The 19,024-nt window shown below is 65.8% G+C and carries 20 protein-coding genes; 11 read left to right on the forward strand and 9 right to left on the reverse strand.

The genetic code is table 11. From position 1 onward, the window contains the following. Positions 1–26: 26 nt before the first annotated feature. A complete protein-coding gene (locus BMY03_RS20840; protein WP_094012211.1) occupies positions 27–971 on the reverse strand; it encodes an acetoacetate decarboxylase (ADC) in 945 nt (314 codons plus the stop codon). 204 nt (positions 972–1,175) lie between these two features. On the opposite strand from BMY03_RS20840, the gene BMY03_RS20845 reads away from it, so the two are divergent. Together BMY03_RS20845 and arfB are read left to right on the forward strand one after the other, a co-directional pair. Beyond that, positions 1,176–2,402: an NADH:flavin oxidoreductase/NADH oxidase family protein gene (locus BMY03_RS20845; protein WP_038706086.1), complete on the forward strand. Its 1,227-nt coding sequence runs from the start codon at positions 1,176–1,178 to the stop codon at positions 2,400–2,402. Positions 2,403–2,448: 46 nt separating this feature from the next. Continuing rightward, positions 2,449–2,862 carry an alternative ribosome rescue aminoacyl-tRNA hydrolase ArfB gene (arfB, locus tag BMY03_RS20850; protein ID WP_023631427.1) on the forward strand — a complete coding sequence of 138 codons (414 nt, stop codon included), beginning with the start codon at positions 2,449–2,451 and terminating at the stop codon, positions 2,860–2,862. A 4-nt stretch (positions 2,863–2,866) separates the two neighbouring features. On the opposite strand, the gene BMY03_RS20855 is transcribed toward arfB, so the two are convergent. The 7 genes from BMY03_RS20855 to BMY03_RS20885 form a co-directional block, all read right to left on the reverse strand. Continuing rightward, positions 2,867–3,772 carry a MurR/RpiR family transcriptional regulator gene (locus BMY03_RS20855; RefSeq protein WP_094012165.1) on the reverse strand — a complete coding sequence of 302 codons (906 nt, stop codon included), beginning with the start codon at positions 3,770–3,772 and terminating at the stop codon, positions 2,867–2,869. 190 nt (positions 3,773–3,962) lie between these two features. Further along, positions 3,963–4,727 carry an ABC transporter ATP-binding protein gene (locus BMY03_RS20860; RefSeq protein WP_094012166.1) on the reverse strand — a complete coding sequence of 255 codons (765 nt, stop codon included), beginning with the start codon at positions 4,725–4,727 and terminating at the stop codon, positions 3,963–3,965. Between the two features lie 19 nt (positions 4,728–4,746). Further along, on the reverse strand, positions 4,747–5,859 hold the full coding sequence (locus tag BMY03_RS20865) for a succinylglutamate desuccinylase/aspartoacylase family protein (RefSeq protein WP_094012167.1): 1,113 nt from the start codon (positions 5,857–5,859) through the stop codon (positions 4,747–4,749). A 9-nt stretch (positions 5,860–5,868) separates the two neighbouring features. Next, entirely contained in the window at positions 5,869–6,567 is a 699-nt protein-coding gene (locus BMY03_RS20870) for an ABC transporter permease (RefSeq protein WP_094012168.1), read from the reverse strand. 12 nt (positions 6,568–6,579) lie between these two features. Next, complete coding sequence (locus tag BMY03_RS20875; RefSeq protein ID WP_094012169.1) at positions 6,580–7,269, reverse strand: ABC transporter permease; 690 nt, start codon at positions 7,267–7,269, stop codon at positions 6,580–6,582. Positions 7,270–7,293: 24 nt separating this feature from the next. After that, positions 7,294–8,070: an ABC transporter substrate-binding protein gene (locus BMY03_RS20880; RefSeq protein ID WP_094012170.1), complete on the reverse strand. Its 777-nt coding sequence runs from the start codon at positions 8,068–8,070 to the stop codon at positions 7,294–7,296. Between the two features lie 211 nt (positions 8,071–8,281). After that, positions 8,282–9,082 (reverse strand): NAD(P)H-dependent oxidoreductase, encoded by an 801-nt coding sequence (locus BMY03_RS20885; protein ID WP_094012171.1) that lies wholly within the window; start codon positions 9,080–9,082, stop codon positions 8,282–8,284. Positions 9,083–9,166: 84 nt separating this feature from the next. Here BMY03_RS20885 and BMY03_RS20890 point away from each other — a divergent pair, with 84 nt between their 5' ends. Continuing rightward, positions 9,167–10,078 (forward strand): LysR family transcriptional regulator, encoded by a 912-nt coding sequence (locus BMY03_RS20890; RefSeq protein ID WP_094012172.1) that lies wholly within the window; start codon positions 9,167–9,169, stop codon positions 10,076–10,078. Here BMY03_RS20890 and BMY03_RS20895 read toward each other — a convergent pair. Continuing rightward, complete coding sequence (locus BMY03_RS20895) at positions 10,027–11,244, reverse strand: MFS transporter (protein ID WP_094012173.1); 1,218 nt, start codon at positions 11,242–11,244, stop codon at positions 10,027–10,029. The genes BMY03_RS20890 and BMY03_RS20895 overlap by 52 nt on opposite strands. Before the next feature lie 145 nt (positions 11,245–11,389). Here BMY03_RS20895 and BMY03_RS20900 point away from each other — a divergent pair, with 145 nt between their 5' ends. The 8 genes from BMY03_RS20900 (at position 11,390) to BMY03_RS20935 (ending at position 19,011) form a co-directional block, all read left to right on the forward strand. Beyond that, complete coding sequence (locus tag BMY03_RS20900) at positions 11,390–12,334, forward strand: LysR family transcriptional regulator (protein ID WP_094012174.1); 945 nt, start codon at positions 11,390–11,392, stop codon at positions 12,332–12,334. Between the two features lie 48 nt (positions 12,335–12,382). After that, positions 12,383–12,889 (forward strand): P-loop nucleotide/nucleoside kinase family protein, encoded by a 507-nt coding sequence (locus BMY03_RS20905; protein WP_094012175.1) that lies wholly within the window; start codon positions 12,383–12,385, stop codon positions 12,887–12,889. 499 nt (positions 12,890–13,388) lie between these two features. Continuing rightward, a complete protein-coding gene (locus BMY03_RS20910) occupies positions 13,389–13,622 on the forward strand; it encodes a hypothetical protein (protein WP_094012176.1) in 234 nt (77 codons plus the stop codon). Positions 13,623–13,750: 128 nt separating this feature from the next. Next, entirely contained in the window at positions 13,751–14,020 is a 270-nt protein-coding gene (locus tag BMY03_RS20915) for a DUF3077 domain-containing protein (protein WP_094012177.1), read from the forward strand. Positions 14,021–14,212: 192 nt separating this feature from the next. Further along, positions 14,213–16,192: a cytochrome D1 domain-containing protein gene (locus tag BMY03_RS20920; RefSeq protein WP_094012212.1), complete on the forward strand. Its 1,980-nt coding sequence runs from the start codon at positions 14,213–14,215 to the stop codon at positions 16,190–16,192. Further along, complete coding sequence (locus BMY03_RS20925; protein ID WP_094012178.1) at positions 16,189–16,842, forward strand: SCO family protein; 654 nt, start codon at positions 16,189–16,191, stop codon at positions 16,840–16,842. The genes BMY03_RS20920 and BMY03_RS20925 overlap by 4 nt, the downstream gene beginning before the upstream one ends. Beyond that, positions 16,839–17,495, forward strand: coding sequence for an SCO family protein (locus BMY03_RS20930; RefSeq protein WP_094012179.1), 657 nt, complete (start codon positions 16,839–16,841; stop codon positions 17,493–17,495). The genes BMY03_RS20925 and BMY03_RS20930 overlap by 4 nt, the downstream gene beginning before the upstream one ends. 34 nt (positions 17,496–17,529) lie before the next feature. After that, the gene (locus BMY03_RS20935; protein WP_425311899.1) at positions 17,530–19,011 is read left to right on the forward strand and encodes a cytochrome c/ABC transporter substrate-binding protein; all 1,482 of its coding nucleotides are present in this window, start codon (positions 17,530–17,532) and stop codon (positions 19,009–19,011) included. Positions 19,012–19,024 lie beyond the last annotated feature (13 nt).

Here is a 19,024-nt window from a genome sequence, read left to right on the forward strand (position 1 = left end):
CGCTGCCACAGGGTGCCTGCGTCGTTTCAATCAAGCGCCGCCAATGGTTTGGGCGCATACAGCGCGCTCTGGAACTCGGGCACATACTCATACTTGACCATCCGTCCCAGCTGCAGCTCATGGATATAGCGCGACAGCTCGCCATCACCCAGTACCAGTTCCGCTGAATCAGCCTGCATGCTCGAGGCATGGCTGACCTGCCGCGAGGTGGCGTAGCCAAAGGCCAGGCGGCCCTGGTGATCGAGGTTGGTGAAGCTGTTGGTCACAAGGCCTGGCTCGTGGGACAGCCCGTCGAGCTTCCTGGCCCTGAACACTACGTCCACCTTGCCGGACCTCGCATCGACGATATCGTAGGTCACAGCCTGGGCGTCCTCGCGCCGGTCGATCCCGGTCAGCCACTTGGGCAGGTTGTAGCCCACCACGCCGCGCACCCGTGCCAGCTCGGTGTTGACCGGCAACTTGAGCACATAGCCCCAGAAATCCTTGGCCATCGACTGCCCGACCAGAGAGAAGGGCCCGAGGTTCGCCTTGCCGGGTTTGTTGGTAATGATCGACACGGCAACCTCGTTGTAGCTGTCGTTGTCGCAGTAGTCGTAGGTGTAGGCAGTGAACGCCACCAGGCCGCGCTCAGGCCAGACCTGCAGGGGCTGCACCTGCTCCAGCACGGCGGCGGGCATCAGCGCCCGCAGGCGTTCGAGATCGGCGGTGTAGACGGCGGTGACACGGCTGTTGCGGTAGTAGAAGTTTGGCGAGTACGACTCGAACCCCATGTCGACCCGGGTTTTCTCCAGGCTCTTGAACCAGCTCAGGTCAATGTCCGGCGCCTCGGCCTGGATCACCGCCAGCGGCGGGTTGGAGCGGTAGCGGTCGTACAGCCCGCCCTTGAGCACCGGCACCGGGTGCCCGGCGATGTCAATCTGCGTGGTGCCGGCATGCTCAGGAAGGCCGTTGGCGGCGTGGGTGACGGGCATCAGCAGGGCGCCGGCCAGGGCGGTGGCGGTTCCGAGGTTCACGGTGCGGTATCTCCAGGGTGGATGATGTCGGGGCTGCGTAATCACCCTAACGTTCAACCCAACTTGAGAGTCAATGCCGATTTTTTGGCCGGTTCAGGGCTTGACCTTAAAGTTGACTTTAAAGCTAACGTCTGCGGCACGAACTTTGTTGAGGTAACGCCGATGGACGTGTTCTCCCCCCTGACCCTGCCCAATGGCGCGGTCATCCCCAACCGCATCGCCAAGGCTGCCATGGAAGAAAACATGGCCGACGCCAACCATGCGCCCTCCGACCGACTGATGCGCTTGTACGAGGCATGGGCGCAGGGTGGCGCCGGCCTGCTCATCAGCGGCAACGTGATGGTCGACAACCGCGCCATGACCGGCCCCGGTGGTGTGGTGCTGGAAGATGACCGGCACCTGGAGCGTTTTCGCCAGTGGGCCGCCATCGGCCGCTCGAAGGGCGCGCAGTTCTGGTTGCAGATCAACCACCCCGGCCGGCAGATGCCCGCGAGTCTGGGCCAGGAAACCTGGGGCCCGTCGGCCGTGGCGCTGGACCTGGGCAGTATGTCCAGGCATTTTTCCACGCCGCGGGCGATGACCCACGAAGTGATCGAGGATGTGATCCGCCGCTTCGCCAACACCGCGCGGCTGGGGGAGCAGGCTGGCTTCAGTGGGGTGGAAATCCACGCGGCCCATGGCTACCTGATCAGCCAGTTCCTTTCGCCCCTGAGCAACCAGCGCACCGACCAGTGGGGCGGCACTTTGGAAAATCGTGCGCGACTGCTGCTGGAGGTGGTCAAGGCGGTGCGTGCAGTGGTGTCACCCGGCTTCGCGGTGGCCGTCAAGCTCAACTCGGCGGACTTCCAGCGTGGCGGCTTCAGCGCAGACGATGCGCGGCAGGTGGTGGTCCTGCTCAATGAGCTGGCGGTCGACCTGGTGGAGCTGTCCGGTGGCAGCTACGAAGCCCCGGCGATGCAGGGCCAGGCCCGGGATGGCCGCACGCTGGCGCGGGAGGCGTACTTCCTTGAATTTGCCCGGGACATCCGCACGGTGGCGAAGATGCCGGTAATGGTCACTGGCGGCATCCGCCGCCGACCAGTCGCCGAGCAGGTGGTGCACAGCGGCGTCGACATGGTCGGTATCGGGACCGCGCTGGCCATTGCGCCGGCCTTGCCCCGTGACTGGCAGGCGGGGGAGGAGGCGGTGCCGGAACTGCGCCCGATCACCTGGAAGAACAAGGCGCTGGCCTCGCTGGGCAACATGGCCATGGTCAAGTTCCAGCTGCGCAGGCTGAGCGAAGCCAAGGCGCCCGATCCCCAGGTGGCGCCCTGGTGGGCGCTGCTGCGCCAGCAATTGAGTGACGCCGCCCGTGCCAGGCAGTACCGGCGGCACATGGCGCGGCAGTAAAGGCAAGGAGATGTGATAATGGCCGGGCAATCACAAGAGGCACACCATGCTGACCATCTCCAACAACGTTCATCTGCCGGATGCCGAGATCGAGCTGAGCTACATTCGCGCGCAGGGCGCCGGTGGCCAGAACGTCAACAAGGTCTCCAGCGCCGTGCACTTGCGCTTCGACATCCAGGCATCGTCACTGCCGGCATTCTACAAGGAGCGGCTGCTGGCATTACGTGACAGCCGCATCACCGCCGACGGCGTGCTGATCATCAAGGCCCAGCAGTACCGCACCCAGGAACAGAACCGCGCGGACGCCCTGGCGCGCCTGGCCGAGCTGATCATCGGCGCCGCCAAGGTCGAGAAGAAGCGCCGGCCGACCAAGCCGACCCTGGGTTCGAAGACCCGGCGTCTCGACACGAAATCCAGGCGCGGTTCGATCAAGGCAGGGCGCGGCAAGGTGGACTTCTAGGCGACTACGGTTTCAGCGTCTTGCCGCTTGGCACGTGCAGGTAGGACATCACGCTTTCGGTCAGCTCCGTGGCCAGTTTCACCGCCTCCTTGTTGCGTGCCATGACCCCGGCCACCAGCCCTTCGATCAATGCGAGCACCGCCATGTTGGAGCTGGTCAGCACCGGATGATCGGCGGGTGCGTACAACACATGGTGGGCCATGGGCGCCAGCGGCGAGGCGGGTGAGTCGGTGATCGCCAGTACCGTGGCGTTGCGTTCCTGGGCGAACCGCGACAGCTGCAGGGTGTCCTGCGAATAGCGGGGCAGGGCGATGGCCAGCAGCACGTCCTGCTCGGTGATCGCCGCCAGGCGGTAGGCGGCATTCTCGTTGCCACCTTCCATGCTGATGGCACAGGTGTCCCTGCAGAACGGCACCAGGGTCGAGGCGGCCAGCCCGGCCAGGTAGACGCTGTTGCCGAAGCCCAGCACATAGACCTTGCGCGCTTCGAGCAGGCAGCCGACGAACGCCTCGAAGGTGTCGGCCTGGTTGTTGCTGGCGGTGGTCGCCAGGTTGCTGCTGGCGCACTGGATCTGTTCGTGCAGGCCAAAGTCGCCGGCTGGGCGCAGGGCAAGTTCGTTACGCAGCTTGTCCACCGGCGAAACCATCTGTTGCAGGGTGCTCACCAGCTCGGCCTTCATGCCGCTGTAACCGCCCAGGTCCAGGGCCTTGGCCAGGCGATTGACCGCCGCCGGCGAGGTCGCGGTGGCCTGGGCCATGTCCTCGATGGTCAGCGTCGCGGCCTTCAGCGGGTGGCGCAGGATGTACTCGGCGACCTTGCGCAGCGACGGTGGCAGTTCGGCCAGGCTCTCCGACAGCTTGCGCATGACCGGCGCGGCGTAGACGGTGGTGTTCTTGGTATGGCTCGACATCCGGCGCGAAGCTCCCTGTGAATTGCCGCTAGTGTGGTGTTTTGCAAATACGACCAATAACTCGCGAGCGATTTTTGCGCTCAGGCGAGGAGCGACAACGCCGCATGAGTGCAAAAAGCGCCGCGAGTTATGGTCGTTATTTGTGAAACACCCTAGTGTATCCGAAGGCGCTCCGCGGAGCGCCTTGGGGTTACTTCAAGCTGCCGGCGAGGAACTGGCGCAGGCGCTCGGACTGCGGCCGCGCCAGCACCTCGCGTGGGTCGCCGCGTTCCTCGGCCAGGCCCTGGTGGAGGAACAGCAGCTGGTTGGACACCTCGCGGGCAAAGCTCATCTCGTGAGTGACCACGACCATGGTCCGGCCCTCCTGGGCCAGGTCCTGCATGACCTTGAGCACATCGCCGACCAGTTCCGGGTCGAGCGCCGAAGTCGGCTCGTCGAACAGCATCACCTCGGGCTCCATGGCCAGGGCCCGGGCAATCGCCACGCGCTGCTGCTCGCCTCCGGACATGTGCGCCGGGTAGGCGTCGCGGCGATGGCTGACGCCGACCTTGGCCAGGTAGTGCTCGGCTTTCTCGCGGGCCTCCTTGCGGTTCATGCCGAGCACGTGCACCGGGGCTTCCATGACGTTGTCCAGGGCGCTCATGTGCGCCCACAGGTTGAAGTGCTGGAAGACCATGCTCAGCAGCGCCCGCAGGCGCTGCAACTGGCGTGGGTCCGCCGCCCGCAGCCCGCCGCGGGGACACTCGCGCAGCTTGAGCTGTTCGCCGTTGACCAGGATCTGTCCGGCGCTGGGTTGTTCGAGCAGATTGATGCAGCGCAGGAAGGTGCTCTTGCCCGAGCCGCTGGAGCCGATGATGCTGATCACGTCGCCAGCATCGGCCTGCAACGAAACGCCCTTGAGCACCTGGTGGTTGCCGTAGCTTTTGTGCAACTCGTGGATATGCAGTTTGTTCATCAGACGGTACTCGCAGGGGTCAGTCGCTGAGCAGGCGACCTTGGCGGATGGAGGTGTTGCCGGCGACCTTGGCCAGCCACAGGCCGGGCTGGGCGAAGCGCAGGCGTTCACGGGCGTAGAGGATGCCGTCGGTGGTGGCCCTGACCACGCTGTGGCGGTCGCTGAGCGGGTCGAGCACTTCGAACAGCGGATCGCCCACGCGCACCTGCGCGCCCAGCGGCTGCAGGTAGCTGACCACGCCCGGGTGCTCGGCGTAGGCGTATTGCGCGCCGGCGAAGGGCGTGGGTTGGCAGCAGTTTTCCGGGGCGGCCGGCCACGGGCCGCGAATCATGCCCTGGTCGGCGAGGTAGCCGAGGATCTGCTCGGCGCTGGCCTGGCATTGCTCGCGTTCGGTGTCGGCCATGCCGCGCAACTCGATGGTGGTCGCCACGCAGGCCAGGGGAATCTCGGCCTCGGGGAAGTACTCGCGCAGGTGCAGCCAGGGCGCGGCGCAGGCTTCGTCGAAGGCATCGCCACCGGCGCCTTCGGCCAGCAGCGCCGCTTGTGCGCCGAGGCGCGCCGCCAGCGGCCGCAACTGCGCCCAGTGCTGCGGCATGGCGTACAGCAGCATCACCGATTCGAAATCGCAGTGCAGGTCCAGCACCAGGTCGGCGTCGCAGGCGTGGCGCAGCAGCAGGCGGCGCAGGCCATCGAGCTCCGAGTGCGGCGCGGGCAGTTCGTCGAGGAGTTCGAGCATGGCCTGGCGGATGGTCGTGACGTTGGCCTGGGCATCGCCGCCCAGGCGGCCTTCCAGGTGCGCGGCCAGCGCTTCGGTCAGCGCCGGGAAATCGCGATTGAAGTTCTTGCCGCTGTTGAACTCGAAACGGCCCTGGTGGGTGGCCTGGAACATCTGGCCGATACCGATCGGGTTGGCCAGGGGCACCAGTTCGATCACCGCGTCCAGCCGGCCCTGCGCCTCGAGCTCCAGCAACCTGCGCTTGAGTTCGATGGCCACGCGCATCCCGGGCAGTTCATCGGCGTGCAGCGAAGCCTGGATATAGGCCTTGCGCGGGCCGCTGCCAAAGCGCAGCACGCGCAGCGAACGCTCGGTGCCGCAGGCGCTCCAGGGCAGGGTATGGTCAATGTGCTGCATGAAAGCTCCTTAGTGCTTGCGCGGGGCCAGGTAGGCCAGCCAGTGGCGCTCGGCCAGCTTGAACAGGCGCACCAGCATGAACGTCAGGGCCAGGTAGATCAGCCCGGCGGTGATGAAGGCCTCGAAAGGCAGGTAGTAGCGTGCGTTGAAGGTCTTCGCCGCGCCGGTGATGTCGACCAGGGTGACGATCGACGCCAGGCTGGTGGTCTGCAGCATCATCAGTACCTCGTTGCTGTACTGCGGCAGGGCGCGGCGCAAGGCCGAAGGCAGCAGGATGCGCCGGTACAGCGTCAGGCGTGACATGCCCATGGCGCGGGCGGCCTCGACCTCGCCCCGGGGCGTCGAGCGCAGGCTCCCGGCCAGCAGCTCGGCGCTGTAGGCGCTGGTGTTGATGGCGAAGGCAAGGCAGGTGCAGAACGTCGCGCTGGACAGGTACGGCCATAGCGGGCTCTGGCGCACGGCCTCGAACTGGGCCAGGCCGTAGTACACCAGGAACAGCTGCACCAGCATCGGCGTGCCGCGGATCACGTAGGTGTAGAGCCAGGCGGGGTAGCGCAGCAGGCAGGTGCGCGAGACACGCATCAGCGCCAGGGGGATCGCCAGCGCCAGGCCGCAGGTCAGCGAAATCAGCAGCACCTTGAGGGTCAGGGCAACGCCGTTCAGGTACAGCGGCAGGTTCTGCCAGATCAGTTGATAGTCGAGCGTCATCGGGCGGCTCCCCTAGAGTTCGGCGGCTTTGAAGCCGACCGAGTAACGTTGTTCCACGCCGCGCAACAGCAGCAGCGACACACTGGTCAGCAGCAGGTACAGCGCGGCCACGGCGAGGAAGAAGGTGAACGGCTGGTGGGTGGCGTCGGCGGCGTTCTTGGCCTTGAACATCATGTCCTGCAGGCCGATCACCGAGATCAGCGCGGTGGACTTGGTCAGCACCAGCCAGTTGTTGGTGAAGCCCGGCAGCGCCAGGCGCACCATCTGCGGCAGGCTGATCCGCCAGAACACTTGCAGGCCGCTCATGCCGTAGGCGGCGCCAGCCTCGGCCTGGCCCTTGGGGATCGCCAGGAAGGCGCCGCGAAAGGTCTCCGAGAGGTAGGCGCCGAAGATGAAGCCCATGGTGCATACCCCGGCAACAAACGGGTTGATGTCGATGTACTGTTGGTAGCCCAGCGCCAGTGCCAGGCGATTGACCAGGTCCTGGCCGCCATAGAACACCAGCAGGATCAGCACCAGGTCGGGGATGCCGCGTACCACCGTGGCATAGACCTCGCCCAGTGCCGCCAGCCATCGCAACGGTGACAAACGGCAGGCCGCACCGAACAGGCCCAGGCCGATGGCCAATGCCATCGCCAGCAGTGCCAGGCTGACGCTCAGCCAGGCTCCATCGAGAATGCTCGATCCATAGCCATGAAGCATGATGAAAACCCTCGTCAGCCGGCGTTACTGGCCGTAGATGTCGAATGGGAAGTACTTGCGCTGCACCTCCTGGTAGGTGCCGTTGGCGCGGATCGCGGCGATGGCGGCGTTGAGCCGCGCGAGGTTGGCGCTGTCGCCCTTGCGCACGGCAATCCCGGCGCCGCGGCCGAAATAGTGCGGGTCGCCGATGTCCGGGCCGACCAGGGCGAAGCCTTGGCCCGCCGGGGTCTTGATGAAGCTCTCCTCGGTGTTGACGATATCGGCGAGGGTGGCGTCCAGGCGCCCGGAAACCAGGTCGAGGAAGGCTTCGTTCTGCGAGGCGTAGCGCACGATCTCGACGCCCGCCGGTTCCAGTTGTTCGGTGGCGAAGCGGTCGTAGGTCGAGGCGCGCTGCACGCCCACTTTGCGGCCCTTGAGGTCCACCGCCGGGGTTTCCAGGCGGCTGCCGGCCTTCATCGCGAACTTGCCGGGGGTGTGGTAGTACTTGTCGGTGAAATCGACCGATTTCAAGCGATCCTCGGTGATCGACATCGACGACAGCACGGCGTCTATCTTGCGTACCTTCAGCGACGGGATCATGCCGTCGAACTCCTGGATCACCCACTGGCACTTGACCTGCATCTGCGCGCACAGCGCGTTGCCGATGTCGTAGTCAAAGCCGGCGAGCTCACCTTCTGGGGTGCGGTAGGAGAAGGGCGGGTAGGCGGCCTCGATGCCGATGCGCAGGCTGGCGTCGTCGGCCTGGGCGAAGGCGCTGCAGGCACAGAGTGCCAGCGCGCCGAGAAGTCCTGTCTTGTTCATGTTCTTGACTCCGGTGGGTGGGGCGTACCGTCCAGGGCCTTGCTTGGGAGGGGCCTGGGCACGGAGAAGAACATGACATTAAATATTTCATTATGCAATACAGTGAAAATAATTGTGTCAGTGCGACTGGCTGATGATGCTCAAGCGCTATCGGGAGCCGGGCAACCAGGTGTTCGGCGTCAGAGCTGCGGCGGACACCTGGTGTCTCTCGCTAGACCGCTGTTGCCAGTACGTCGTCGGCAACATGCAAGCCTAATCTGTCCCGACCAGGTGCAAGCTCTGGCCGCAGGGTCAACGCCGGAATCGCATAATCCCCGCCGTTCTGCCGCCGGAACGGGATGGGCGCATCACTCCACAAGCCATCGAGCCGCTGGCCCAGCGCCCCACAGGCTGCCGCGAAGCCCGAGTCGTCGACCCGGCTGGTGCGATACACCGCAAACGGCGGCAGCACCTCGAACCCCGGGTAGAACAGGATGCCGTGCTGGATGGGAAACAGGATGTCGTCGAGCGGGCCGTTGATGCCGCGCTCGCTGTAATGCGAGGCCCAACCGCCCATGCTGACCATCAGCATGGCGCGCTTACCCGCCATCCGGCCCTCGCCATAGCGATCTCCCCAGTGCCGGTCGGAGTGCTCGCCGACGCCGTAGGCGAAGCCATAGGCGTACACGCGCTCGACCCAGCCCTTGAGGATCGCTGGCAGGCCGAACCACCAGAGAGGAAACTGCAGGATCACCGCGTCGGCCCACTGCAGCTTGGCCTGCTCGGCGACGATGTCGGCCGCCTGGGTGCCTTCGGCGAACGCCCGGCGCGAGGCGTCGGAGGGGTTGAAGCGCTCGCCGGCGGGGTGTTCAACGCTGTCGTCGGCGTCCAGCACAGCCTTGAACTTCATGGCATAGAGGTCCGAGACCTGGACATGGTGACCCTGGCCTTCGAGGTGGCGGACGGCGAAGTCCTTGAGGGCGGCATTGAGCGAGCGGGGTTCGGGATGGGCGTAGACGATCAGGATGTTCATGGTCGGGCTCCGGTAGGGGATGGTCAAAGCATGCGGATACCCTGCATATTGGTGAAATGAATAGATTGAATTGCAGGTATTGCCATGCATGATTCCTTGCGAAGTCTGGACCTGAACCTGCTGGTTACCCTCGACGCGTTGCTCGCCGAGCTCAACGTCACCCGCGCCGCCGAACGCCTGCACCTCGCCCAACCGACGGTCAGCGTGCAGCTGGCACGACTGCGTGATGCGCTGGGCGATCCGTTGCTGTTGCCGGGTGCCCGCGGCATGCGCCCGACCGCCCGCGCCCTGGCGCTTCGTGGGCCGTTGAGCCAGGCCCTGGAGGCGCTACGCCTGGCCATCGCCGCCGAGCGACCATTCGACCCGTCCCAGGCACAACTGACCTGGCGGGTGGCCGCGACCGATTACACCGAAGCGACCATCTTGCGCCCTGCGCTGGGCCCACTGCGTGCGGCCGCCCCCGGCACGCGCCTGGCGATCGTCGACATGAACCCGCCGACGCTGGTGCGCAAGGCCGAGCAGGGCGAGCTGGACCTGGCTTTCCACATAGCCATCGATGCGCCGCCCGGTTTGCGCCAGCGCCTGTTGTTCGCTGACCGCTACGTGCTGGCCGGGCGCGCCGATCATCCGCGACTCAGGCGCAGGCCGACGCTCAAGCAGTTCTGCGCGCTGGAGCATGTGATCGTCTCACCCGACGGCGGTGGCTTCAGCGGCCCCACCGACGACGCCCTGGCCAAACAGGGCCTGGCGCGCAACGTGGTGCTGTCGGTACCGCGTTTCTCGGGTCTTGCGGCCATGCTGGTCGATAGCGACCTGGTGGCCATGCTGCCGCAGCGCCTGGTGGCCGGGAACCCGGCTCTCGCGGTGGTGGAGGCACCCCTGGCGGTGCCGGGCTTCGAGATGCTGATGCTGTGGCCGGAGCGGGTGCACCGCGATCCTGCGCATCAGTGGTTGCGCGAGCATCTGGCCCGGGGGGTATCGATCGCGTTGCGATAGGCGCAGGGCGCGGCCAGCATCGCCGCGAGCGAGGCCAGTACGCCGATCAGGAATACCGCAGGTACCCCTTCCTGGCGGGCGAGCAAACCGGCCAGCGGCGCCGCCAGGCCGATGGAAATATCGAAGCAGGCGTCATACAAACCAATGGCCAGTCCCAGGCTGTGCAATGGCACCGCACGCAGCGCCACCAATGCCAGCAAGGGATAGATCATCGACACGCCGAAGCCGCTCAGTACCGCCCCGAGCATCGCCTGGACGGGGCTCGCCGCCAGCCACAACAGCAACTGGCCGATGGCCTCGATGGCCAGCATCGACAAGGCCATGCCCGGCCCCCCGGTGCTGTCCACCCGAGTGCCGAACAACAGGCGGGCGCAGACGTAACCCGCACCGAAGGCGGCGAGGGCATAGCCGGCGCCGCTCCACTGATGGTGCGCGTAGGTGAGCGTGATGAACGACGAGACCGACACATAGGCCACGGTCGCCAGCGCGAACACCAGACCGGGGCGCCAGATCCGAGCCAGCAGCGCCGCCAGGGGCATCGATGCGCCCGGTGTGTGGACGAGGCGGGCCGCCGGCGTGCGCAGTGCAATCAGCAGGCCGAGCAGCGGAATGATCGCCGTCACCGCCGACACCCAGGCAAAGCTTGCGACTTCACCCAACTGCGCTGCCACCGCCGCGCCGCAGGCAATACCGGCGAACATGGCGATACCAATCCAGGACAGCGCCTTGCCGGCCTGCTCTGCGCCGAACAGAGCGATCGGCCAGGTGCTGCCACCGGTAAACAGCAGGCTCTGGGCAAAGCCCATGGCGATTCGCCCGGTGATGATGGCTGCCAGACTGGCCGCAGGGGCATCCTGCAGTTGCGCGGCCACCAGGTAGCAGAGGCCGGAGGCCGCGCTGCCCAGCAGGCCCATAACCACCGTCCGTTTCGGGCCGCGACGGTCGGCAGCGGTCCCGGCGAAATGACGGGTGAGCAGGGTGGCCAGCGACTCGACGCCCATTACACACCCCACCACGAGCATGCCGTGGCCCAACTGCCCATGGACCCACAGCGGCACGCTGGCCAGCGGCATGCCCATGGTCATCAGGCCGAGGAACACCGCGGTGGCCACCGGTAGCAAGCGGCCGGTTTCGGTGTGCTGTGCTGGTTGCGTTTCAGTTGTCATGATCCAGGTCCCTGGTCAGGTAAACGGAGGGCAGGCAGGCGCTTGGGGCCACCTTGCTTTTGCCGTAGCCTATTGGAGAACCCGGGATCGATCTGGGCGATAAATTCCGCAGGTAGCGGAATTTTCGTCATCAATGGAGTAGCTGATGTACGCATCCGAACGGTTGAAGGGAATCGACGTCTTTGTCGCGGTGGCCGAAATGGGCAGTTTCAGCGCCGCCGCCGAGCGCCTTAGTCTCAGTGGGTCGGCGGTGAGCAAGGGGGTGGCGCGGCTGGAGGTGCGCCTGGGGGCGCGATTGTTCAACCGCACCACCCGCAGGTTGTCGCTGACCGAGGCGGGCGTGCTGTTCTACAAGACCTGCACCGGCGTGCTGGCTGATCTGGAAGAGGCCGAGCAGGCTATCTTCGCCGAAAGCGATGCGCCTCATGGCAAGGTACGGATCGACCTGCCAGCCGCATTTGGCCGACTGCATGTGCTGCCGCTGATCGTAGCGTTCACTCAGGCCCATCCGCGGTTGCAGCCGCATGTATCGTTTTCCGACCGCTACATCGATCCGGTGCAGGAGGGCGTGGACATTCTTGTGCGAATCGGCGGCGGGCAAGCCTGGCCCGCGGCTCTGGGGCACCAGTATTTCGGTGCCCAGCGCCTGGCGTTCTGCGCCTCGCCCGACTATCTGACGCGGCATGGCACGCCACAGGATGAGCAAGCCCTGGAGCGCCACCTGTGCATCGGCTATGGCGAGGCTACAGGCCTGGTCACGCCGTGGTACCTGGGCGGCGGCCTGCCGGGCGAGGTCAGGCAGCGGATCGTCCAGCCACACCTGGCCATCGGCGATGGCGAAGGCATGCTTGGCGCGGTACTGGCGGGCCTGGGCATCGGCCAGCTGCCGACCTGGCTGACCCGGAGTCATATCGAGCGTGGCACGCTGGTCGAGGTGTTGCCGCAGCTCACCTCACAGGGGTTGCCGATGAACCTGGTCTGGCTGAAAAGGCGAGAAGGGTTGCCCAAGGTCCGGACGTTGCTCGATTACCTGTTGCCCCGGCTCACTGCCGAGGGCAGCAGCCTCGGGGAGCCTCAGGCCAGGCAGTGATTCGACAGGGGCTTGGTTGCTCGGCATCCACTCATTCAAGGACAGTCAATGCTCATCGTCTTCAGCGGCTTGCCCGGTACCGGGAAAAGCACCATCGCCAAGCACCTGGCCGCAAGGTTCGGTGCGGTCTATCTACGTATCGACACCCTCGAGCAAGCCCTTCGACGTTCCGGCGAGCTGGCCGGGGAGGTCGGGCGTAGCGGCTACCTGGTGGCCTTTGAACTGGCGCTCGACAACCTGCGACTTGGTCGCACGGTGATCGCCGACTGTGTCAATCCCGTGGCCGAGAGCCGGGCGGCGTGGCGCGATGTGGCGACACGGGCAGGCATTCGGTTGGTGGATGTCCTGGTGATTTGTTCCGATAAGGTGGAGCACCGGCGCAGAGTCGAGCGCCGTGAGGTCGATATTCCGGGCTTGATGCCTCTGACCTGGGCCTCGGTGGTGAATCATGAGTACGAGTCGTGGGAAGAGGTGCCGTTTACGGTCGACACTGCCTTGATCTCTTCGGAGGAGGCTGCGCGGCTGATCGGTGAATGGTGTGTTTGCGGCGGATGAGTGTGGAGAGTCGAGGGTCCTGTGTATGTCTTCATCAGTGGTGAATTAGAAATAATTACATACTACGTGGTACGTATTGTGGTTGTTTCGGAGCCAGTGAACGCGTGATGGCCACAGGTGTTCGCCGTAACCCTTGCAGCGCCTATGAGACCGAGCGCCGCAAGATTTGTCGTCTTACACTTGGCTGCCCTGGCGCAGTCGTTCCCCCTGAAACATCAGACTTAACCGCTTCCTTGTAGGCCATTTCCCAAACATACTCCGACCGCTTTTTTTTCATTCCAAGGGCATCTAGTCTCGCCGGGTCGCTGCACATCAGCGACGCAGCTTTGACAGGCTGCGATGAACTGAAAGCAACATAGTTTCACCTGCAAGGGTGGCTGTGCATAGGGCACGCTCGCGTGCGCCGGTCTTTTCAGTTCCTCCGGTCTGTCAACCTATGCACAGCTGCCACCATCTGTTTGACAGCAGCGTGGATGGTTGCCCACATCAGGAACTGTTTATGCTCAAGATCGTCCCCGACCCACCCACCTTCCTTGAAGACACCCTGGTCCAGACCACCGAACACGTGCTCTGCGCCCTGGCCGTTGCGCAACAATCCGTCGCACTCATCTCCCGCTCTCCCGGTTCGATGTTGGTACTGGCCGCACTGCATGAGATGGAGGCAGTGCGCACGCTACTGGATTCGGCATTGGCGCAGTTACAGATGACCACGCAGTCGCCAACCCTGCACTGAGTATGAGTTGCCGGGCCGGCCCATCGCGGGGCAAGCCCGCCCTCACGCTTTGAACTCAGCTGGAACTCGAAACGTGGGCTTGACCCGCGATAAGGCCAGCCAGGCAAAGCCCTTTTCAAGGAGATCCCATGACGCCAGAAGACCCTCATACCACCGCCGGCAAGACCCGCTTCTACCAAGGCGAAAACAACACCCAACCGCTGTTCTGCATTGAGCCCGGCATTCCCTGTCAGCACGCCCGCGAACAGTCATCGGAACTGATGGACTGCGTACGTCACCTGACCCTGGTCGGGGTGATGGAGAGCGACCCGCGCATGGTCTGGGCCGCTCACTATCTCAGCGCCTTGGCCAAGGCGTTGATGGACGATGCCGAACTGGGTATGGGGCATCAGGTCTGAAAGAGGGGGCGCAAAGCGCCCCCGTGTTTGGGGCAGCCTCCCCAATACCTTCCACTTGTTTCTCCAACACTCTGATTTCAAACAATGTTATTGATGGCATAACGCTTGCTTTCACCCTCCACAGAACCCGTGAGTCCTGTGGAGGTGCAGCATGATCATTCCCCTCGAAGGCGCTACCCCATGCGTGCCGGCATGAACCGCAAGCTTCGCCCTGCATACCTGGGCTTGCTGCTGGGCACCGCGCTGATCGGCCTCGGCGTGGCCTACGAAAAGCTCTGGTGCGACCCCCGCGAACTGCTGCAGGAAGCCGCCGATCCCCAGGCCCTGCACACCCTCAGCCGCGACGGCGTCACCGTGGAGTTCGAGGCGCGGCCCCTGGCCGGCGGCGAACTGCGCGAGGGCGACTTTGCCAATATCCGTTTCAAGGTCAGCGACCAGAGCAGTGGCCAGCCGCTGTCGGGCATGGCCCCCGGCGCCTGGCTCGACCCTGCGCAGTCGGCACCGGTCGGTGACCGCGACAGCAGCTGCAAGGCGCGCGTGGCACTGTTTCTCAAGAGCAGCATCGGCGCTCGCCCTTTGCTCGACCTGAACAGCTACTTCCTGCTGGTGCTGAACAAGGATGCCAGCCTGACGGTGATCGACCCGACCGTGTCGGTGGGTGGGGTCACCAGCACGCTGGCGCGCATCGACCTTCCGGGGCGCCCCATGGACTGGGTGGCCAGCGGCGATGACAAGCAGGTGTTCGTGTCCATGCCCGAGCGTAACCAGGTGGCCTTGATCGACACCGAGACATTTACCCGCGTGGCCACCCTCGAGGCCGGCGAGCAGCCGCTGCGGGTGGCGCTGCAACCGGACCAGCGCCTGCTGTGGGTGGGCAACAACAGCCATGACCCGGCCAAGGGCGGGGTGACGGTGATCGATGTGCCCAGCCGCACCACGCTCAAGTCGTTCGCCACCGGCTCCGGCCACCACGAGATCGCCTTCAGCGCCGACTCGCGCTTTGTCTTCGTCAGCAACCGCGATGGCGGCACCCTGAGCGTCATCGACACCGCGCAGATGCGCCTGGTGAATACCCTCGAGGTCGGTCCGCACCCGTTGTCGGTGGCCTATTCGCCGCTGTCGCAGGCGGTGTACGTGGTCGATGGCCAGGAGGGCACGGTGCGGGTGATCGACGCCCGCAGCCACACCCTGCGCCACATGGTCAAGGCCGAACAGGGCCTGGGGCCGATGCGCTTCAGCCAGGATGGTCGTTACGGCGTGGTGCTCAACACCCTGGAGAACCAGGCGCTGGTGATCGATGCCAGTACCGACCAGCTGCTCCATCGCATCCCGGTGGCAGCCGAGCCGTACCAACTGACCTTCACCAAGGCCTACGCCTATGTGCGTGGGCTGGCTTCGCCGAAGGTGAGCATGATCAACCTGGCGAGCCTCGGGCAGGGGCGCGAGCCGATTGTCCAGGGCTTCGAGGCTGGCCCGGCGGCGCCGCGCCAGGCCGGCGACCTGCCGTTGGCCCAGGGGGTGAGCATTTCCCGCGACGACAATGCGGTGTTCGTGGTCAACCCGGTGGACAACACTACCTACTTCTATGCCGAGGGCATGAACGCGCCGATGTCGGGCTATAACAACCGCGGCCACCAGGCCCGCGCCGCGCTGGTCATCGACCGCAGTCTGCGCGAGCTGGCGCCCGGCGTGTACGGCTCGACGGTGAAGCTGCCGGCCTCCGGCACCTTCGATGTGGCGTTCCTGCTCAACCAGCCGCAGATCATCCACTGCTTCAGCACCGATGTCGCGGCGTTGCCGCAGTCGGGAAGGGCCAAGCGGGCCCACGCCGAGTTCATCGGCACCGACCAGCCGCTGCTGCAGCACACCCCGTACCTGGCCAGGGTGCGTATTGTCGGCGAGGACGGCAAGCCGCGCCTGGGGCTTGGCGACCTGAGCCTGCGCTACTTCCTGGCGCCTTCGTCGCTGCCGCGCAACGTGGCGCTGGTCGAAGTGGGCGAGGGGCTCTACCAGGCGCCGCTGGAGCTTGCCGAGGCCGGCGCCTGGTACCTGCACGTGCAGTCGCCGAGCCTAGGGCGTGCTTTCACCGAAGAAAACTACACCAGCCTGCGCGTCCTGCCGGCCGCAGCAGAGCCCACCGCTTCCCAAGGGGAACCCAGGAGTGTGCGATGAACCGTCTGCATGGTGGAAAACTGCTGGGCCTGAGCCTGCTGCTGGCCAGCAACCTGGCGCTGGCCCACGCCGGCCACGATCACGGCGGCGCTCCCGAGCAACCGCCGGCCGCTCACCAGGAGAAAGCCAGCGTGCGCTTCGCCGATGTGGCGCTGCTCGACCAGGATGGCATGCCGGTGCGCCTGGAAAAGGACTTGGTTGGCGATCATCTGGTGGTCATGGGTTTCATCTACACCAGTTGCACCACGGTGTGCCCGGTGGTGTCTTCGATCATGAGCAAGGTCCAGCAGCAACTGGGCGGGCGAGTGGGCGAAGAGATCCGCCTGGTGTCGATCAGCGTCGATCCACAGCGTGACGACTCCAGGCGCCTGGCCGGCTACGCCCGGGCATTCCAGCACGGGCCGGGGTGGAGCTGGGTGACCGGTTCGCCCTATGCCATCAGCGAAACGCTCAAGGGGCTCGGCAGCTTCAGCGCCAACCTCAGCGAACACCCGCCGTTGATCCTGGTGGGTGACGGGCGCAGCGGGCACTGGACGCGCTTCTACGGCTTCACCGACCCCAATGTGTTGATCGGCGAGGTCAACCGCCTGAGCGCGCGCCGGGTGCATGCCAAGAGCACGGCCATCGCCGGCCAGGAGGCACAGCCATGAGCGCCCACACTTCCCGCCATGCCAGCATGCGCAGTCTCGACTGGCTGGTGCTCGGCGTCTGCCTGTGGATCCTCGCCTCGGTGGCGTTCGCCCACGAGGGCCATGCGCCGACGCCACAACCGGCGCCGCAGCCCATGACCAGCGGCGGTGGCACCCGCGATGCGCAGACCTGGTTCACCGACACCGTGCTCAAGGACCAGGATGGCCGCGAGCTGCGTTTCTACAGCGATGTGCTCAAGAACAAGGTGGTGATGCTCAACGTGATCTTCACCCACTGCAACGATGCCTGCCCGCTGATCACTCGCAAATTGCGCGAGGTGCGCGAGGCCATGGGGCCGGCACTGGCGGCGCAAGTGACGTTCGTGTCGCTGAGCAGCGACCCTCTGAACGACACGCCAGAGGTGCTCAAGGCGTTTGCGCAGAAGCAGGGGGTGGATGGGCCGAACTGGCTGTTCCTGACCGGCGACAAGGCCAGTGTCGACCTGGTGCTGGGGCGGTTGGGCCAGTTCCTGCCCAGCCCCGAGCAGCACTCGACGCAGTTGATTGCCGGTGACGTGGCGGGCAAGCGCTGGAGCAAGATTCGCCCGGACGCGCCGCCTGCAGCGATCGCCCAGCGCATGCAACTGCTGGTACAGCCGTTGGCGGGGCGCTGACATCATGACCGCCGCTCTCAAGTTGGTCCTGCTCATGTTGTGTTGGTGCCTGAGCGGGGCGGTGCAACTTAGCGAACAGGAACTCGCCGGCAAACGCCTCTACCGCGAAGGCGTCTCCAGCAGCGACGCCCAGTTGCTGGCCCGGGTCGGCCCCGGCGACATGAGTGTCCCGGCCAGCGTGCTGCCCTGCGCCGGTTGCCATGGCAACGACGGGCGCGGCCGCAGCGAAGGCGGAGTGCGCCCGCCGAGCCTGGACTGGCAGCGCCTGGCCCTTGGCCCTGGCAACCGCGAGGCCAACAACCGGCGCTACCCGGCCTACACCGATGCCAGCCTGGCGCGGGTCATCCGCAGCGGCACCGACCCCGCCGGCAATCGCCTCGACCCGGCGATGCCACGCTTCGACCTGAGCCTGGCCGACCAACGCAATCTCACCGCCTACCTCAAGCGCCTGGGTGAGGACCGCGACCCCGGCGTGGAGGAGGGCACCTTGCGCCTGGGCACCTTGCTGCCCGAGCAGGGGCCGCTGGCCGAGGCCGGGCGGACGGTGCGGGCAGTGCTGGAGGATGGCGTCGCGCAGTTGAACCAGCAGGGGGGTATCCATGGGCGACGCCTGCAGCTGGTCGCGCTGGACCCAGGGCAGGACCCGGTCAGCACCGCACAGGCATTGGACACGCTGATGCAACGAGAACGGGTGTTCGCCCTGGTCGCCCCCCTGGCGCCACTGCTCGACAGCCGCCAGCTGGAGCGGGCCGGCCTGCCGCTGATCGGTGCCACGCCACGTAGCGGTGGCAACGGGCAGGTGTTCGATCCCTTGCCGGGCGTGCCCGGGCAATTGCTCAGCGTGGCGCTGCATGCCCGTGATGCCCTTGGCCTGGCGCCCGCAGCCTTGCGGGTGGTGTATGCCGGCGCAGAGCAGGCCGATGCGGCGCAGGTGCTGCTGCAGCGTTTGCGTCAACTGGGGTTCGCTACCGCGCCGCCCCTGGCGTTCATGGGCCAGGCCCCGGATGGCGAGGGCATCCTCTTCCTCGGCCACGCCCAGGCATTCACCGCGCTGGCGTCGAGCCTGCAGGCGAGCGGGCGCAACCCCTACCTGTTCGCCGCCTCGGGCCAGGTGGCCGGCGCCGTGCCGGGATTGCCACCATCATGGTCGCGGCGGGTACTGCTGGCCTATCCCTTCGTCCCCGGCGACTGGACCGCGCAAGGCCGGGCGACCCTTGCCGGGGTGCAGTTGCGCCAGGGGCTGGAGCCACGCCAGGCGTCGTTGCAGGTCAGTACCCTGTGCGCCTGGCAGCTGCTGGTCGAAGCCTTGAAGCAGATCGGGCGTGACGCCAGCCGTGAGCAGTTGTTGGTCGCCCTGGAGCAGTTGCATGACATCGATACCGGCCTCACGCCGTTGCTGGGTTTCGGTCCCGGACGCCGCCAGGGCATGACAGGTGCACATGTGGTGGAGGTAAGCCTGCCGGGCCCTGGTTTCACTGAAGTGGCACCATACCGAGCGGTGCCGGACAGCCTTTGAGATTCAGGAGAAG

Origin of the sequence: Pseudomonas soli, assembly GCF_900110655.1 — a bacterium.
GTDB classification, from domain to species: Bacteria; Pseudomonadota; Gammaproteobacteria; order Pseudomonadales; family Pseudomonadaceae; genus Aquipseudomonas; species Aquipseudomonas soli.

What these genes read in the sequence shown, in the direction of transcription:
- BMY03_RS20840 (WP_094012211.1), bottom strand. Translation starts at nt 971, where the DNA reads ATGCCCGTCACCCACGCCGCCAACGGCCTTCCTGAGCATGCCGGCACC.
- BMY03_RS20845 (WP_038706086.1), top strand. Translation starts at nt 1,176, where the DNA reads ATGGACGTGTTCTCCCCCCTGACCCTGCCCAATGGCGCGGTCATCCCC.
- arfB (WP_023631427.1), top strand. Translation starts at nt 2,449, where the DNA reads ATGCTGACCATCTCCAACAACGTTCATCTGCCGGATGCCGAGATCGAG.
- BMY03_RS20855 (WP_094012165.1), bottom strand. Translation starts at nt 3,772, where the DNA reads ATGTCGAGCCATACCAAGAACACCACCGTCTACGCCGCGCCGGTCATG.
- BMY03_RS20860 (WP_094012166.1), bottom strand. Translation starts at nt 4,727, where the DNA reads ATGAACAAACTGCATATCCACGAGTTGCACAAAAGCTACGGCAACCAC.
- BMY03_RS20865 (WP_094012167.1), bottom strand. Translation starts at nt 5,859, where the DNA reads ATGCAGCACATTGACCATACCCTGCCCTGGAGCGCCTGCGGCACCGAG.
- BMY03_RS20870 (WP_094012168.1), bottom strand. Translation starts at nt 6,567, where the DNA reads ATGACGCTCGACTATCAACTGATCTGGCAGAACCTGCCGCTGTACCTG.
- BMY03_RS20875 (WP_094012169.1), bottom strand. Translation starts at nt 7,269, where the DNA reads ATGCTTCATGGCTATGGATCGAGCATTCTCGATGGAGCCTGGCTGAGC.
- BMY03_RS20880 (WP_094012170.1), bottom strand. Translation starts at nt 8,070, where the DNA reads ATGAACAAGACAGGACTTCTCGGCGCGCTGGCACTCTGTGCCTGCAGC.
- BMY03_RS20885 (WP_094012171.1), bottom strand. Translation starts at nt 9,082, where the DNA reads ATGAACATCCTGATCGTCTACGCCCATCCCGAACCCCGCTCGCTCAAT.
- BMY03_RS20890 (WP_094012172.1), top strand. Translation starts at nt 9,167, where the DNA reads ATGCATGATTCCTTGCGAAGTCTGGACCTGAACCTGCTGGTTACCCTC.
- BMY03_RS20895 (WP_094012173.1), bottom strand. Translation starts at nt 11,244, where the DNA reads ATGACAACTGAAACGCAACCAGCACAGCACACCGAAACCGGCCGCTTG.
- BMY03_RS20900 (WP_094012174.1), top strand. Translation starts at nt 11,390, where the DNA reads ATGTACGCATCCGAACGGTTGAAGGGAATCGACGTCTTTGTCGCGGTG.
- BMY03_RS20905 (WP_094012175.1), top strand. Translation starts at nt 12,383, where the DNA reads ATGCTCATCGTCTTCAGCGGCTTGCCCGGTACCGGGAAAAGCACCATC.
- BMY03_RS20910 (WP_094012176.1), top strand. Translation starts at nt 13,389, where the DNA reads ATGCTCAAGATCGTCCCCGACCCACCCACCTTCCTTGAAGACACCCTG.
- BMY03_RS20915 (WP_094012177.1), top strand. Translation starts at nt 13,751, where the DNA reads ATGACGCCAGAAGACCCTCATACCACCGCCGGCAAGACCCGCTTCTAC.
- BMY03_RS20920 (WP_094012212.1), top strand. Translation starts at nt 14,213, where the DNA reads ATGAACCGCAAGCTTCGCCCTGCATACCTGGGCTTGCTGCTGGGCACC.
- BMY03_RS20925 (WP_094012178.1), top strand. Translation starts at nt 16,189, where the DNA reads ATGAACCGTCTGCATGGTGGAAAACTGCTGGGCCTGAGCCTGCTGCTG.
- BMY03_RS20930 (WP_094012179.1), top strand. Translation starts at nt 16,839, where the DNA reads ATGAGCGCCCACACTTCCCGCCATGCCAGCATGCGCAGTCTCGACTGG.
- BMY03_RS20935 (WP_425311899.1), top strand. Translation starts at nt 17,530, where the DNA reads ATGTTGTGTTGGTGCCTGAGCGGGGCGGTGCAACTTAGCGAACAGGAA.